Origin of the sequence: Rugamonas rivuli (genome assembly GCF_009380165.1) — a bacterium.
Classification (GTDB): domain Bacteria; phylum Pseudomonadota; class Gammaproteobacteria; order Burkholderiales; family Burkholderiaceae_D; genus Rugamonas; species Rugamonas rivuli.
The window spans coordinates 64,425-78,467 of sequence record NZ_WHUF01000013.1; the positions used below are offsets into that span (position 1 = coordinate 64,425).

General features: G+C 65.8%; 10 protein-coding genes. 4 read left to right on the forward strand and 6 right to left on the reverse strand.

Annotated features, from left to right (window positions below):
- Window positions 1-13 precede the first annotated feature (13 nt).
- Complete coding sequence (locus GEV01_RS30035; RefSeq protein WP_152809996.1) at window positions 14-1,423, forward strand: sigma-54-dependent transcriptional regulator; 1,410 nt, start codon at window positions 14-16, stop codon at window positions 1,421-1,423.
- A complete protein-coding gene (locus GEV01_RS30040) occupies window positions 1,420-2,778 on the forward strand; it encodes a sensor histidine kinase (RefSeq protein ID WP_152809998.1) in 1,359 nt (452 codons plus the stop codon). The genes GEV01_RS30035 and GEV01_RS30040 overlap by 4 nt, the downstream gene beginning before the upstream one ends.
- Here the strand turns inward: GEV01_RS30040 and GEV01_RS30045 are convergent.
- Entirely contained in the window at window positions 2,771-3,217 is a 447-nt protein-coding gene (locus GEV01_RS30045; protein ID WP_235914642.1) for a hypothetical protein, read from the reverse strand. The two genes, GEV01_RS30040 and GEV01_RS30045, sit on opposite strands and share 8 nt — an antisense overlap.
- 87 nt (window positions 3,218-3,304) lie before the next feature.
- Window positions 3,305-4,990, reverse strand: a complete 1,686-nt coding sequence (locus tag GEV01_RS30050) for a methyl-accepting chemotaxis protein (protein WP_152810001.1) — start codon at window positions 4,988-4,990, stop codon at window positions 3,305-3,307.
- A 280-nt stretch (window positions 4,991-5,270) separates the two neighbouring features.
- Between GEV01_RS30050 and GEV01_RS30055 the strand changes: the two genes are divergently transcribed.
- Window positions 5,271-6,671 carry an L-cystine transporter gene (locus tag GEV01_RS30055; RefSeq protein ID WP_152810003.1) on the forward strand — a complete coding sequence of 467 codons (1,401 nt, stop codon included), beginning with the start codon at window positions 5,271-5,273 and terminating at the stop codon, window positions 6,669-6,671.
- 19 nt (window positions 6,672-6,690) lie between these two features.
- Here the strand turns inward: GEV01_RS30055 and GEV01_RS30060 are convergent, their stop codons facing one another.
- Complete coding sequence (locus GEV01_RS30060) at window positions 6,691-7,440, reverse strand: hypothetical protein (protein ID WP_235914643.1); 750 nt, start codon at window positions 7,438-7,440, stop codon at window positions 6,691-6,693.
- Between the two features lie 145 nt (window positions 7,441-7,585).
- On the opposite strand from GEV01_RS30060, the gene GEV01_RS30065 reads away from it, so the two are divergent.
- The gene (locus GEV01_RS30065; protein ID WP_152810006.1) at window positions 7,586-7,801 is read left to right on the forward strand and encodes a hypothetical protein; all 216 of its coding nucleotides are present in this window, start codon (window positions 7,586-7,588) and stop codon (window positions 7,799-7,801) included.
- Window positions 7,802-7,847: 46 nt separating this feature from the next.
- On the opposite strand, the gene GEV01_RS30070 is transcribed toward GEV01_RS30065, so the two are convergent.
- The 3 genes from GEV01_RS30070 to GEV01_RS30080 all read right to left on the reverse strand — a co-directional run bounded on the left by GEV01_RS30070 (window position 7,848) and on the right by GEV01_RS30080 (window position 13,924).
- A complete protein-coding gene (locus tag GEV01_RS30070) occupies window positions 7,848-9,260 on the reverse strand; it encodes an OmpP1/FadL family transporter (RefSeq protein ID WP_152810008.1) in 1,413 nt (470 codons plus the stop codon).
- Window positions 9,261-9,487: 227 nt separating this feature from the next.
- Entirely contained in the window at window positions 9,488-12,709 is a 3,222-nt protein-coding gene (locus GEV01_RS30075; RefSeq protein ID WP_152810010.1) for an efflux RND transporter permease subunit, read from the reverse strand.
- Window positions 12,710-12,712: 3 nt separating this feature from the next.
- On the reverse strand, window positions 12,713-13,924 hold the full coding sequence (locus GEV01_RS30080; RefSeq protein ID WP_152810012.1) for an efflux RND transporter periplasmic adaptor subunit: 1,212 nt from the start codon (window positions 13,922-13,924) through the stop codon (window positions 12,713-12,715).
- Between the last annotated feature and the right edge of the window lie 119 nt (window positions 13,925-14,043).

A 14,043-nucleotide genomic window follows, 5' to 3' on the forward strand; every position in this document is an offset into this window, starting at 1 on the left:
GCTGTTTGAATCGATGGAATCATCCCCCAAGCAACGCATTCTGATCGTCGACGACGACAGCGCGGTACAGGTGTCGCTGGCGCTGCTGCTCAAGCAGTCCGGCTTCGACACCCAGTGCTGCGACGACCCGAAGCAGGCGCTGGCGCTGCTGGCCCGCCAGCCCGCCGACCTGGTGCTGCAGGACATGAACTTCTCGCTGCGCACCAGCGGCGAGGAAGGCTTGCAGCTGCTGGCCGATATCAAGCAATTGCAGCCGGCGCTGCCGGTGCTGCTGATGACGGCCTGGGGGTCGATCGCGCTGGCGGTCAAGGGCGTGCAGGCCGGCGCCGCCAACTTCTTCACCAAGCCCTGGGACAACGCCCAGCTGATGGAGCTGATCCGCACCACGCTCGACACTGCCGCGCCGGCGCCGGCCGCCTGCCCGACGCGCGCCGCGCTCGACGCCCAGTTCGATTTCAGCGCCATCGTCGGCGAGCATCCGCGCCTGCTCAAGGTGCTGGCCGCCATCGGCCAGGTGGCGGCCACCAAGGCGCCGGTGCTGATCCTCGGCGAGAGCGGCTGCGGCAAGGAGCTGATCGCCGACGCCCTGCACCGCAACAGCCCGCGCGCGGACCGGGCCATCGTCAAGATCAACATGGGGGCGATCACGCCCTCGCTGTTTGAAAGCGAAATGTTCGGCCACGTGCGCGGCGCCTTCACCGACGCCAAGACCGACCGCAAGGGCCACGTCGCCAGCGCCCACGAAGGCACGCTGTTCCTCGACGAGATCGGCGAGCTGAACCGCTCCGACCAGGTCAAGCTGCTGCGCGTGCTGCAAGACCAGACCTACCAGGCGGTGGGCGCCAGCCGCATGGAACGGGCCGACATCCGCGTGGTGTCGGCCACCAACCGCGAGCTGGCCGAGCTGGTGGCCGCCGGCGAATTCCGCGAAGACTTGTTCTACCGGCTCAACCTGATCACCATCCGCCTGCCGCCGCTGCGCGAGCGCCGCAGCGACATCCCGCTGCTGGCCCGCCACATCCTCGGCCAGGTGTCGGCCAGCTACGGCCTGGGCCCGGCCAGCATCGCGCCGGCCGCGCTGGAGTGGCTGGGCGCGCAGCCGTGGCCGGGCAATATCCGCCAGCTCAAGCAGACGCTGGAGCGCACGCTGCTCCTGGTCGGCAAGAGCGAACTGAAACAGGCCGACTTCGTCGCCGCCGAGCAGCACGAGCACGGCGGCGCGGTGGGCGGCCTGCGCCTGGGCGTCGACGGCATGACGCTGGAACAGGTGGAGCGCCACATGATCGCCAAGGCGCTGGAGCAGCACCAGGGCAATATCTCGCGCGTGGCCAAGGCGCTCGGCCTGAGCCGCACCGCGCTGTACCGGCGGCTGGAGCGGCACGGCCTGGGCGGCGGCGACGCGGCGGACGGCGAGCGCGCATGAAGCTGCGTCCCAGCCTGTACGCCTACCTCGGCTGCGCCCACCTGCTGTTCCTCGGCCTGACCATCACCTTGTTCCGCCAGGCGCCGCTGCTGATGCTGGGCCTGGAGCTGGCGGTGCTGCTGAGCTTTGTGCTGGGCGTGCGCCTGGTGCGGCGCGCGCTGGAGCCGCTGAGCTACACCCGCCACTTCCACGACCTGCTGCAAGACCAGCATTACGCGGCGCGGCTGCAGCACAGCGGCGATCCGCAGTTGAACGAGCTGGTCCAGCTGTTCAACACCATGCTGGGCGCGCTGTACCAGGAGCGTCTGCAACTGGGCGAACAGCAGGGCTTCCTCGACCGCCTGCTGGAGGCCACGCCCAGCGCGGTGATCGTGTTCGACTTCGATGGACGCATCAGCCTGCTCAACGCCAGCGCGCAGGCGCTGCTCAAACAGGACGACGCCCGGGGCAAGCCGCTGTCCGCCTGCCTGCCGGCCGACGCCGACCATGACTATCCCGGCCTGCTGGCCCAGCTCGACGCGCTGCCGCTGGGCGACAGCCAGCTGCTGACCGACACCGACGGCCGCCGCTACCGTGGCCAGCGCGGCCACTTCCACGACCGCGGCTTCGCCCGCCACTTCCTGCTGGTGGAAGAGTTGACGCAGGAATTGGAAAGTTCGGAGAAAGCCACGTACGACAAGCTGATCCGGGTGCTGGCGCACGAGGTCAACAACACCGTGGCGGCCACCGGCTCGGTGCTCGATTCGCTGCTGTACTACCGCAGCCAGCTGGCCGAGCGCGACGGCGAGGATTTCAGCACCGCCATCGTCGCCGTCAAGCGCCGCAACGTCAGCCTGGGCGAGTTCATCGAGCGCTTCACGCGGGTGGTCAAGATGCCGGCGCCGGAGCTGCGGCCCAACGCCGTGCGCGACATCATGGACGACATCCTCTACCTGTACCGCGAGCCCTGCCGCAGCCGCGGCATCCGCCTGGCCTGGCAGCGCTGCGACGACGTGCCGGCCATCGCCATGGACCGCCACCTGATGGAGCAGGCGCTGCTCAACGTGGTCAAGAATGCGATGGAAGCGGTGGAAGCCGGCCATGCCGACGGCGCCGGCGAGAAGGCGATCGAGTTCGTACTGGAGGCCGGGGCCGATGGCGTGCGGCTATCGGTGATCGACAGCGGCAACCTGCTGGGCGACGTGCCGGCGCGGCAATTGTTCACGCCCTTCTTCACCACCAAGAAAGGCGGCCAGGGCATAGGCTTGCTGTTCGTGCGCGAAGTGCTGAACCGGCACGGCTACACCTACCGCCTGGCCGCCACCGGCCAGGGCACTACCCGCTTCGATATCTGGCTGCCCGCAAATCCTACTTGACGCGCTTGACGCGCGGGGCGCTGCGGGCGCCGTCGATGTCCATGAAGATCGCGCCCATCAGGCCGCGCTCGATCTTGACCTTGGGATTGGTCAGGCTGAGGTTTTCCTGGCTGTCGTCGGCGATCATCCACACCTGGCCGTTGGCCAGGCGGATGCGCTGGTTGGGCACCCAGCCGTCGAACTCGCCGTTGATGCTGGTCTCGATGGAATCGATCTTGACCGGCGCCGCCAGCTGCTCCTTGCCGAAGCTGCGCTCCAGGTCGGCACGGGTGGGCGCCGCCGCCACCGCAGGCGCCGCGCCAACCGCAGCAGCAGCCGCCGCAACCGGTGCGCCCAGCTGGATCGCGTCGTAGCACGCCAGGCGGGCGGGGGCGTCGGTCAATTGGCGGCAGCGCAGCATGGCGCCGTCATCGGCCATCGCCGCGGTCGAAACTAACATCAGGGCCAACAGGGATTTCATCGCAGCGCTTCCATGGATATGAACGTGCTGCGATTATATAAGCGAAACGGACGCGACAGGGAAAGCTCAGAACGCCTCCCAGCCGCCCTCGCCGCCGGCCGCTGCGACCTTGCCGCCCAGCCGCTTCGGCGCCGGCCGCGCCGCCGCAGCCTTGCGCACCGCCGTCTTCAGCGGCCGCACCGCCGCCGCGCGCGGCGGCGCGCCGATCTGGAAGATGCTGACCACGCGCTCCAGGCTGGCGGCCTGCTGCTGCATCGATTCCGCCGCCGCGGCCGCCTCCTCCACCAAGGCGGCGTTCTGCTGCGTCACCGTATCCATTTCGCTGACGGCCTGGTTGATCTGCTCGATGCCCGCGCTCTGCTCGTCGCCGGCGCTGCTGATGTCGGCCATGATGTCGGTCACGCGCTGCACGCTGGCGACCACCTCGCTCATGGTCTGCCCGGCCTGCTCGACCAGCTTGGCGCCGATCTCGACCTTCTCGACCGAATTGCCGATCAACTCCTTGATCTCCCTGGCCGCCGAGGCCGACCGCTGGGCCAGGTTGCGCACCTCGGTCGCCACCACCGCGAAGCCGCGCCCCTGCTCGCCGGCGCGCGCCGCCTCCACCGCCGCGTTCAGCGCCAGGATATTGGTCTGGAACGCGATGCTGTCGATGACGGCGATGATGTCGACGATCTTGCGCGAGGAATCGTTGATCGCGCCCATGGTGTCGACCACCTGCGACACCACCGCCCCGCCCTGCTGCGCCACCGCCGACGCCGATTGCGCCAGCTGGTTGGCCTGGCGCGCGTTGTCGTTGTTCTGGCGCACCGCGCTGGTCAGCTCCTCCATCGACGACGCCGTCTCTTCCAGCGAGCTGGCCTGCTGCTCGGTGCGGGCCGACAAGTCCTGGTTGCCGCTGGCGATCTGGCTCGACGCCGAGGCGATGGTCTCGGTGCCGCTGCGCACCTCGCTGACGATGGCGGCCAGCGCATCGCGCATCAGCTTCATCGCGTGCAGCATGCTGTGCTGGTCGCCGCTGCGGGTGTCGACGCTGACGGTCAGGTCGCCGGCGGCGATGCGGCTGGCGATGCCGGCCGCGTAATCGGGTTCGCCGCCCAGCTGGCGCAGCAGCGTGCGGGCGATGACCACGGAGGCGGCCACGCCCACCGCGATGGCCAGCCCGCTCAGCGCCAGCATCAGCACGCGCGCGCTCTGGTAGGCGGCGGTGGCGGCGGCGGTGTCGGCCTGGTTGTTTTCCTTTTGCAGCGCCACGTACTCGTCCATCACATCCTGCCAGCGCTGCGTGGCCGGGCCGGCCTGCTTCATCAGCACCTCGGTGGCCTCGGCATCCTGGTTGGCCTTGGCCATCTCCACCACCTTGTCGGTCAGCGGCCGCGCCTCCTGGCCGGCGGCGGCGATGCGGGCGCGGATCGCCGCCCCCTTGGCCGTGGCCGGAAGCCGGCTCAGCGCCTCGGCCGCCTTGTTGTAGTTGGCGCGCGCCGCCTGCAGCTTGGTCAGCTCGCTCTCGATGGCGGCCGGCTCGGACAGCAGCACCACCGTGCGCGTGACCCGCGCCACGATGTGCACCGACTCCGACATTTCCTGCACCAGGTCGCCCCTGACCACGTTCAGGCTGACGATGCTGTCCAGCTTGGCATGGATAGTGCTCATGTTGTACACACCCAGCAAGGCCACGCCGAGCAGCAGCGCCAGGACCAATCCGAATCCCAGGCTGAGCCGGGTACCGACTTTCATGTTTGCTATGGCCATACAACACTCCCCAGTGGACAACGGCATGTAACAAATTGTACGCCTTCGTTTCCGCCAGTTTTATGGAAATTTCCAGAGGCAAACATGCGCCGATGCAACGCCTGTTGTTATGCAAAAATCGCATAACAATATAGCCAAATATTCGTCTTTTAGTGGATGGAGGCAGCCTGTATATCGGCAATCGCATATAAAATGACCGATTCATTACCGGCTCCAACTACCAGCTGCGACGCCCGGTGATGATGTGTGACTATTTAACCTGGCGGCAAAGGGCTATCTCATGACGATCAACGTAATTCTGAACCTGCTGGCGGCGCTGGCACTGCTGGGCTTGCTCTATGCGCAGCAGCGCAAGCATGCGTCCTTTTCGGTGCGCGTGTTCACCGGCATGGGGCTGGGCGTGCTGCTGGGGGCGGCGCTGCAGGCGCGCTACGGCGCCGGCGCGGCCGAGCTGAAGACCACCGGCGACTACCTCGACATCGTCGGTTCCGGCTACGTCAAGCTGCTGCAGATGATCGTCATGCCGCTGATCATGGTGTCCATCGTGTCCGCCATCCTCAAGCTCAAGGGCATCAATTCGCTGGGCAAGATCAGCGCGCTGACCATCGGCATGCTGATGCTGACCACGCTGATCGCGGCCGGCCTCGGCATTCTGATGGCCAAGCTGTTCCAGCTGAGCGCGGTCGGCCTGACCGCCTCCGCCGCCGACATCGCGCGCGGCGTCTACCTGCAAGGCAAGGTCGAGGCGGCGCAGGCGATCTCGCTGCCGGGCATGCTGCTGAGCTTCATCCCGGCCAATCCCTTCCTCGACATGACGGGCGGCCGCAAGACCTCGACCATCGCGGTGGTGATCTTCTCGGTCTTCATCGGCATCGCCGCCACCGGCATCCACGACAAGAAGCCTGAGCTGTACGCCTCCTTCGAGCACTTCATCCAGGTCGCCCACGCCATCGTCATGCGCATCGTCACGCTGGTGCTGCGGCTGACGCCCTACGGCGTGTTCGCGCTGATGGCGCAGGTGGTGTCGACCTCCAGCTACACCGACATCCTGCACCTGATCGACTTCGTGCTGGCCTCGTACAGCGCGCTGATCCTGATGTTCTGCGTGCACCTGGCCATCGTCGCCGGCGCCGGTTTGAATCCGGCGCGCTACGTGAAGAAAATCCTGCCGGTGCTGACCTTCGCCTTCACCTCGCGCAGCAGCGCCGGCGCCATCCCGATGAGCGTGCAGACGCAGACGCTGCGCCTGGGCACCTCGGAAGGCATCGCCAACTTCGCCGCCTCGTTCGGCGCCACCATCGGCCAGAACGGCTGCGCCGGCATCTACCCGGCCATGCTGGCGGTGATGATCGCGCCCACGGTCGGCGTCGATCCGTTCACGCTGGCCTTCATCGCGCCGCTGCTGGCCATCATCACCATCGGCTCGGTGGGTGTGGCCGGCGTCGGCGGCGGCGCCACCTTCGCCGCGCTGATCGTGCTGTCGTCGATGAACTTGCCGGTGGCGCTGGCCGGCCTGCTGATCTCGATCGAACCGCTGATCGACATGGGCCGCACCGCGCTCAACGTCAGCGGCTCGATCACCGCCGGCACCGTCGCCAGCCGCGTGCTGGGCGAGACCGACGTGCGCGTCTTCAACAGCGACGCCGATCTGCCCATCGACAGCGACCGCAAGGCCGCCTGAGCCGGCGAGATACCGGCGCTTATTTGGCGTCGATGGTGAAGCTGATGCCGCCGACGGTTTCCGTCAGCTGGATGCGGGTCAGCTTCGGTATGCCTGCCGCCGAGATGGTGTAGGTCGTGCCGGTAGAGCCCAGCGATTTATTCGCGGCGTCGTAAATATTGCTCAGCATTTGGAAATCGAGGCTGCTGCCGTCGCTGCCGGCGGTGGTGACATAGGTGATCTTTTGCGTGCTGGTCAGCGTGCGCTTGGTGCTGTCCGTGTAGCAGCTGAACGACGCCAGGTCGCCGGCCTGCCCGGCGGTGGCGGTGGCCGGATAAGCCGCCGTGCTGTTCGCAACGCAATAAGCGCCCGCCTCATACGAGCCGACCGGCGTGTACTGGGCATTCACGTACAGCTGGCTGGACGTGGTCAGCGGGCTCGTCGTGCCGTTGCCGGAAATGGTTCCGTTGATCGTTTCCGTGGCCTGTTGCACGGCGGCGCCATTGAACGTCGCATTGACGACCGCGCCCAGCGAGTACGTCAGCGTGCCCGTCAGCGGATAAGTGGTGGAACCATTGGTGGTGCTGCCCGAGACCGTCAGCGTCGACTGCAGGCCGTGCGTGAACGCGTAGGCCAGCCCTTGCTGGACCGGGAAGCTGGTGGCGACCGGCGCCGGGGGCACGGCCGCGTTCGATGCGCCGCCGCCACCGCCGCCGCCACCGCAGGCGGTCAAGGTCAAGGCGAGCAGGCCAGCCAGCGCCAGCGGCGCGCTTCTTTTCGATACATTCATGGTCATATGGGTTCTCTGGACAAAGAGTGCCAGCGTAGCATTGTTGCCGTATGCCAAATCTATTCAATAATAACAAGAGCGGGTCGAGGGAACCGCCGGCCGGCGGCGCGGTCTAATTTTCTCCCTGCGTTGAAAGGAAAAAATGATGACTACCCTTACCTCCGGTCTTTTACTGGGTGCGGCCATATCGCTCGCCTTGCTGGGCGGCTGCAACAAGCGCCCGGCCGACCAACCGCCCACGCCCAGCGTGACCACGCCGGCGGCTACCCCGCCCGCCACAGCGCCGGATACCGCTCCGCCGGCGCCTGCCGCGCCGCCGGCCCAGAACAGCAGCGCACCGCCGCCAACCACGAATCAATAGACGTAAAAAAAGGGCCCGAAGGCCCTTTGCGCTACGCAGTCCGGTATCAGAACTTGTAGTTGTAGGCGATACCGATCAGCGACAGATGGGTCTGATAAGTACCGCGGGTGGTTTCGCCGTTACCCGTGCAAGCGGTGGCCAGCGGGTTGCACTTGTTGGTGTAGTTGATGTTGGCGTCCTTGAAGTCCAGGAAGCTGTACGCCAGGTCGATCGACGAACGTGGGCTCAGCTTCCAGTTGGCGCCGATCGAGTACTGCATGCGGTCGCTGTCCGGCAGGGCTGGGTGGGTCAGCTCGGCGTTCTGGACCGGCGACTGGTCGTAGGCCACGCCGGCGCGCAGGGTCAGGTTTTCGTTGTAGGCGTAGTTGCCGCCCAGCGAAACGCGCACGGTGTTTTTCCACTGCTGGCGGATCACTTCGGCGCCTTCGGAGGTGCCTGGGAACTGGATGTCCAGGTCGCCCAGACGGTTGTGGCGCACGAAGGTCACGTCCGCCATGCCGGCCCACTTGGAGTCGAACTGGTGGAAGGCGTTGACCGACAGGGTCTCGGGGGTGCGCAGCTCAACCAGCGCGGCCGAGTTGACCTTGTGCGACGCGGCTTGCAGCACGCCGTTGACGATAGGATCGTCGGTCACTTTCGAGAAGTCCCACACGGTGCTGCCGCGCAGCTTGTGCACGATAGGCGAGCGGTACGACACGCCGAAGCGAGTGTCCTTGTCCAGCGTGAACATATAGCCCAGGTTGAAGCCCCAGCCCCAATCCTTGCCATCGTTCGAACCGTGGGCGTCGCGCGTCGCGCGCAGCAGCGCAGGATTGCCGCCCAGCGCAGCGATCTGCTTGGCCAGCGCGGCGGCATTCGGCGTACCCGCCAGCGCGGCGACCGAACCCGGCACGTCCACGGCCTGGCCCAGATTGGCTTTCATGAATTCGGCGTCGATGCCGAAGCCGAAGGCGTGGTGTTCGTTCAGCTTGAACGAAGCCGACGGGTTCAGCGTGACCGATTCCAGCTTGACGTCGGACAGCGCGTAGCGGCCGGTCCAGGTGTTGCCGTATTGGATCTTGGTACCGTATGGCACGAACATGCCCAGGCCGACGGCCCACTGGTCGTTCAGCTTTTTGCTTGCGTAGAACGATGGCGCCGTTACCGAGCTTGGCACGTAGTCGCTGGCTGCGGTGCCGCCGGTCGGGCTGCCGGTGAAGCGGGTCGAGCCGCTGTCGTTAAAGGTCGAGTGCGGTACGACCACGGTGGCGCCGGCGGTGATCTGCAGGCCATCCAGGCGGGACATGCCGGCCGGGTTGGAGAAGATGGTGGTTGCATCGTTGGCTTCGGCGGCATTGGATTCAGCCGTGCCTTGGCCGGCCACGCTTTGCGAGCCGAAGCGGTAGCCGGATGCGTGCGCGCCGACCGACATGGCGCTGAGCGCGGCGGCAATGATCAGGGGGAGGTATTTGTGTTGCATCTGTGGTCTCGCTTTATAAGTAGGCGTTCTACGCCAGGTTTTTCTGGATTCTTGCGCCAAAACCGGTGCAGGAAGGCCAGCAGCATACTACATTTATAAAACTATTCAAAAGGCAAGTCGTTAGAGTTAAAGCTCTAATTTAAACCTTGAAACCGAGCAATTGCTCTGCATACCAGAAGTAAAAAAAGGGCCCGAAGGCCCTCTTTTAGTATCGTAAAAACAACGACTTAGTGCGGATCCAGCGCGCCGGCGCGGATGGTGCGGCCACCCTTGCCGGTCACTTTGTAGACCACCCACATCACCATGCGGAACACCAGGCGCACGAAGATCAGCGTCAGCACGCCCTCGATCAGGGTCATGACCAGGGCCGGACCCGCCGTCCAGCGCACGGCGCGGCGGCGGAACTTGGCGATGGCGCGGTCCTTGGCGATTTCGATGCTGTCGTAGAAGGTCGGCACCACCAGCAGCGTCAGGATGGTCGAGGTGATGGTGCCGCCGATGATGGCGATCGCCAGCGGACGGTAGAACTCGCCGCCCTCGCCCAGGCCCAGCGCGACCGGGAACATGCCGGCGATCAGCGCGAACGTGGTCATCAGGATAGGACGCAGACGCATGCGGCCTGCATACATCAGCGCGTCTTCGCGGCCGTAGCCCTCTTCCTCGCGCTTGCGCGCCGCATCCAGCAGCAGAATGGCGTTCTTGGCGACCAGGCCCATCAGCATGATGACGCCGATAAAGCTCATCAGGTTCAGCGTGCTGCCGGTGATCAGCAGCGCCACCACCACGCCGATCAGCGACAGCGGCAGCGACAGCATCACCGCCACCGGCGCCGTGAACGAACCGAACTGCATGACCAGGATCAGGTACATCAGGCCGATACCCATGACCAGCGCGATGCCCATTTCCGTGAACAGCTCGGTCTGGTTCTTGCCGTCGCCGCCCAGGTCCAGGCCATAGCCCGGCGGGAAATCGATCGATTTCGCCAGCTTCATGGCGTCGGCGGTCACTTCACCCGGCGAACGGCCCTGCACGTTGGCCGACACGGTCACGGTACGCTTGCCGTTCTTGTGCTCGATGGTGGACGGGCCCTTGCCCATCGTGATCGTGGCGATCTGGTCCAGCGGCACCATCTGGTTGGTGCCCGTGACCGAGATCGGCAGGCGCTCGATGTTTTCCGAGTTGACGCGGTCTTCCGGCGCCAGGCGCACCGCGACGTCGCGCGATTCGCCGGTCGGGTCGACCCAGTCGCCCACTTCGACGCCGGCAAACGCCACGCGCAGCGATTGCGCCGCATCGTTGACGGAAATGCCCATCGAGTTGGCCAGGCCGCGATTGAGTTCGATCTGCAACTCGTTCTTCGGATCCTGCTGCGACAGGCCGACATCCACCGCGCCCGGAATCTGGCGCAGCTTGTCCATGTAGGCGTTGGTGATCTCCATCAGGCGGCGCGAATCCGGGCCGGTGAATTCGATCTGCACCGGCTTGCCCTGGTTGCCCAGGTCGTCGATCACCGAAATCTCGGCGCCGGCGATATGGCTCATCTTCTCGCGCAGCTCGGCGCCGATCTGGAAGGCGGTGCGCTTGCGGTACTGGCGCTTGCCGATATCGAGGTAGATGCGGCCGCCGCCGGCGTTGATGTTGGAGTTGGTGTCCTTGGTTTCAGGAATCGTGCGGGCAATCGCCGCGATGGTTTCCATCTTGCGGCGCGCGATCTCCACGCTGCCCGACGGCGGCATGCGCACGTCGACGGCGATGGTGCTGCGGTCGGCCGCCGGCAGGAAGCTCGAACCGCCCCACTTGGCGTGCAGCACGATGGCGCCGACGAAGGTGCTGAAGGCGATCACAGCCATCCAGCGGCGGTGATGCAGCGCCCAGGCGATCACATGGCCGTAGCGGTCGGACTGGTGGTCGAACCAGTCGTTAAACTTCTGCAGCATCTTGCCCAGGCCTTTTTTCGGCGCGGTGTGGTGGTCGACCGGGTCGCCCCAGTAGGCCGACAGCATAGGATCGAGCGTGAACGAGATGCCCAGGCTGACCAGCACCGAGCACGTCACCGTCAGCGCGAACGGACGGAACCATTCACCGGAAATGCCGGGCATGAAGGCCACCGGGATGAACACGGCGATGATCGAGAAGGTGGTCGCGGCGACGGCCAGGCCGATCTCGGCCGTACCATTGAGCGCCGCCGTGCGGCGGTCCGAGCCCATCTGCATGTGACGGACGATGTTTTCGCGCACCACGATGGCATCGTCGATCAGCACGCCGATCGCCAGCGACAGGCCCAGCAGCGTCATGAAGTTCAGCGTGAAGCCGCACAGCCACACGGCGATGAAGGCCGCCACCACCGACGTCGGCAGGCTCAGCGCGGTGATCAGCGTCGAACGCCACGAGTTCAGGAAGGCGTACACCACGAAGATGGTCAGCACCGCGCCCAGCACCAACGATTCGATCACGTTGTTCAGGCTGCGCTGCGAATCGTCGCCGCCGTCGCGGGTGATTTCCAGCTTGGTGCCTGGCGGCAGCGTGGCGTTGACCGCCTTGATTTCCTCGCGCAGCTTGATCGCCACCGACACCGTGCTGGCGTCGCGCGAACGGGAGATGGCGATACCGACGTTGGGCTTGCCGCTGCGGATGCTCAGGCCGTTGATTTCGGCGAAGCCGTCCTCGATGGTCGCCAGCTGCGCCAGGCGCACCACTTCGTCGCCGCGGCGCTTGACCACCACGCTCTCGAATTCGCGCGGGGTGATGATGCGGCCCACCAGGCGGATGCTCTTCTCGTCCAGCACGCCGCGCACCTTGCCCACCGGCGCATTGGTGTTCTGGTTGCGCAGCGCGTTGACCACCTCGCTGACCGAGACGTTATATTCACGCAGCTTTTCCGCGTGCAGCAGCACCGACAGCTCGCGCTTGAGCGAACCGTTGACCTGCACCTGCGACACGCCATCCACGGCGCGGAAGCGGTCCGACAGCGTGTCCTCGGCCAGGCGCGAAATCTCGGCGTGGCTCTGGCTGGTCGACGACAGCGAGATCTGCATCACCGGATCGGAGGCCGGATCGATGCGCTGCAGGATGGGCTCGCGCATCTCGGTCGGCAGCTTGTAGCGCACCGAGGCGATCGCGTTGCGGATCTCGTCGGACGCTTCGATCAGGTTCTTCTTGAAGCTGAACTCGATGAAGATCTGCGCCGAACCTTCGTTGGCGGTGCTCTCCAGCTTGGTCGCGCCGGAAATGGCCAGCAGCGGCTTTTCCAGGCGGTTGACGATCTCGCGCTCGACCGTGTCGGGCGAGGCGCCCGGATACGGCACGCTGACGATGATGAACGGCACCTCGACGTCCGGATTCTGGTTGACGCGCAGCTTCTTCAGCGCCAGCAAGCCCAGGCACATCATGGCGACGATCAGGACGATGGTCGCGATCGGCCGTTTGATACTGAAATCGGATAAGAACATGGATTAGTTCCCTTTCGGTGCGGTGCTCGGCGCCGGCGCGGCCGAGGCCTGGGCCGCGCCGTTGCCGGCCGGCGCCACTTTCGATGCCGCCAGTTCGACGCCCTGGCCCTCTTTGTAGCCGGAGTTCGGCACGCGCAGCACGCGGTCGCCGGCGGCCAGGCCGCTGCGCACTTCCCACTGGCCGGTGCGCGGATCGCGCACGCCAATGTTCAGCACCACCTTGTTCAGCGCCTTGCCGTTGACGCGCCAGGTGTAGCTCTGGTCGCCGTTGACCACCATCGCCGAGTCGGGAATCATCAGCGCATTGGAGATGTCGGACTCGACGCGGCCTTCGGCGTACAGGCCGGCCACGCCCGGCATGTCCTTGCCGGCGAACTCGACCAGCACCTCGACCTGGCGCGTGACGGCATTGGCCGACGGATCGACCCGCTTCACGCGGCCGCTGAAATCGCGGTTCTGGTAGCCGTTGATGCGGAAGCGCACCGGCTGGCCGACCTTGACCACGCCGATCTTGTCGGCCGAGACCAGGCCTTCGAAGCGCATGCTGGCCGGATCGATCACCTTGATCAGTTCCTTGCCGATGGCGGCGGTGTCGCCGTTGGATACCTTGCGCTCGCTGACGATGCCGTCGAACGGCGCGCGCACCAGCGTGCGGGTCAGCTGCTGGTGGGCCGCGACCGAGCGCGACTTGGCGCCGGCCAGCTCGCTCTGGGCGTTGTTGCGGCGGATCTCGGAATCTTCCAGCGCCTGGGTCGACACCATGCCCGACGAGCGCAGCGTCTTCTGGCGCTCGAACATGCGGGTGGCCTGCTCCAGCGACTGCTGGGCGGCGCGGGTGGCTTCGTCGGCCGAGTTCAGCGCATCGCGGATCGAGGTCTCGTCCAGGCGCACCAGGATGTCGCCCTTCTTCACGGACTCGCCGTTTTCTTTCATTACTTGCAACACCACGGCGCTGACTTCGGCGCGCAGGTCGGCCTTGCGCTCGGGCTGGACCGAACCGGTGATGACCGGCCCGGAGGCCAGCGCGTTCGATTCGATGGTCAACAGGTCCTCGGGCGCCAGCGACAGCACGGCCGGGGTGGCGTTTTTGCCATCCTTGGACGCGGTGGCGGTGGCCGAGGCGCTGGCGCCCGCCTTTTCAGGCTCCTTGGAGGACTTGCCGCAGGCAACCAAGGCTGAAGCGACGGCGAGAGCTAGAAGGGTTTTGCGCAACATACAGTTCTCCGGGAAATTGGCACGTGGGTGCACGAATGCTTCAAATTGTTAGCCAGACTACAGGGCGCAGAGTATCTCCGAGTGTCCGGAAACGGTCAATGAACGTGCGACTGGACGGC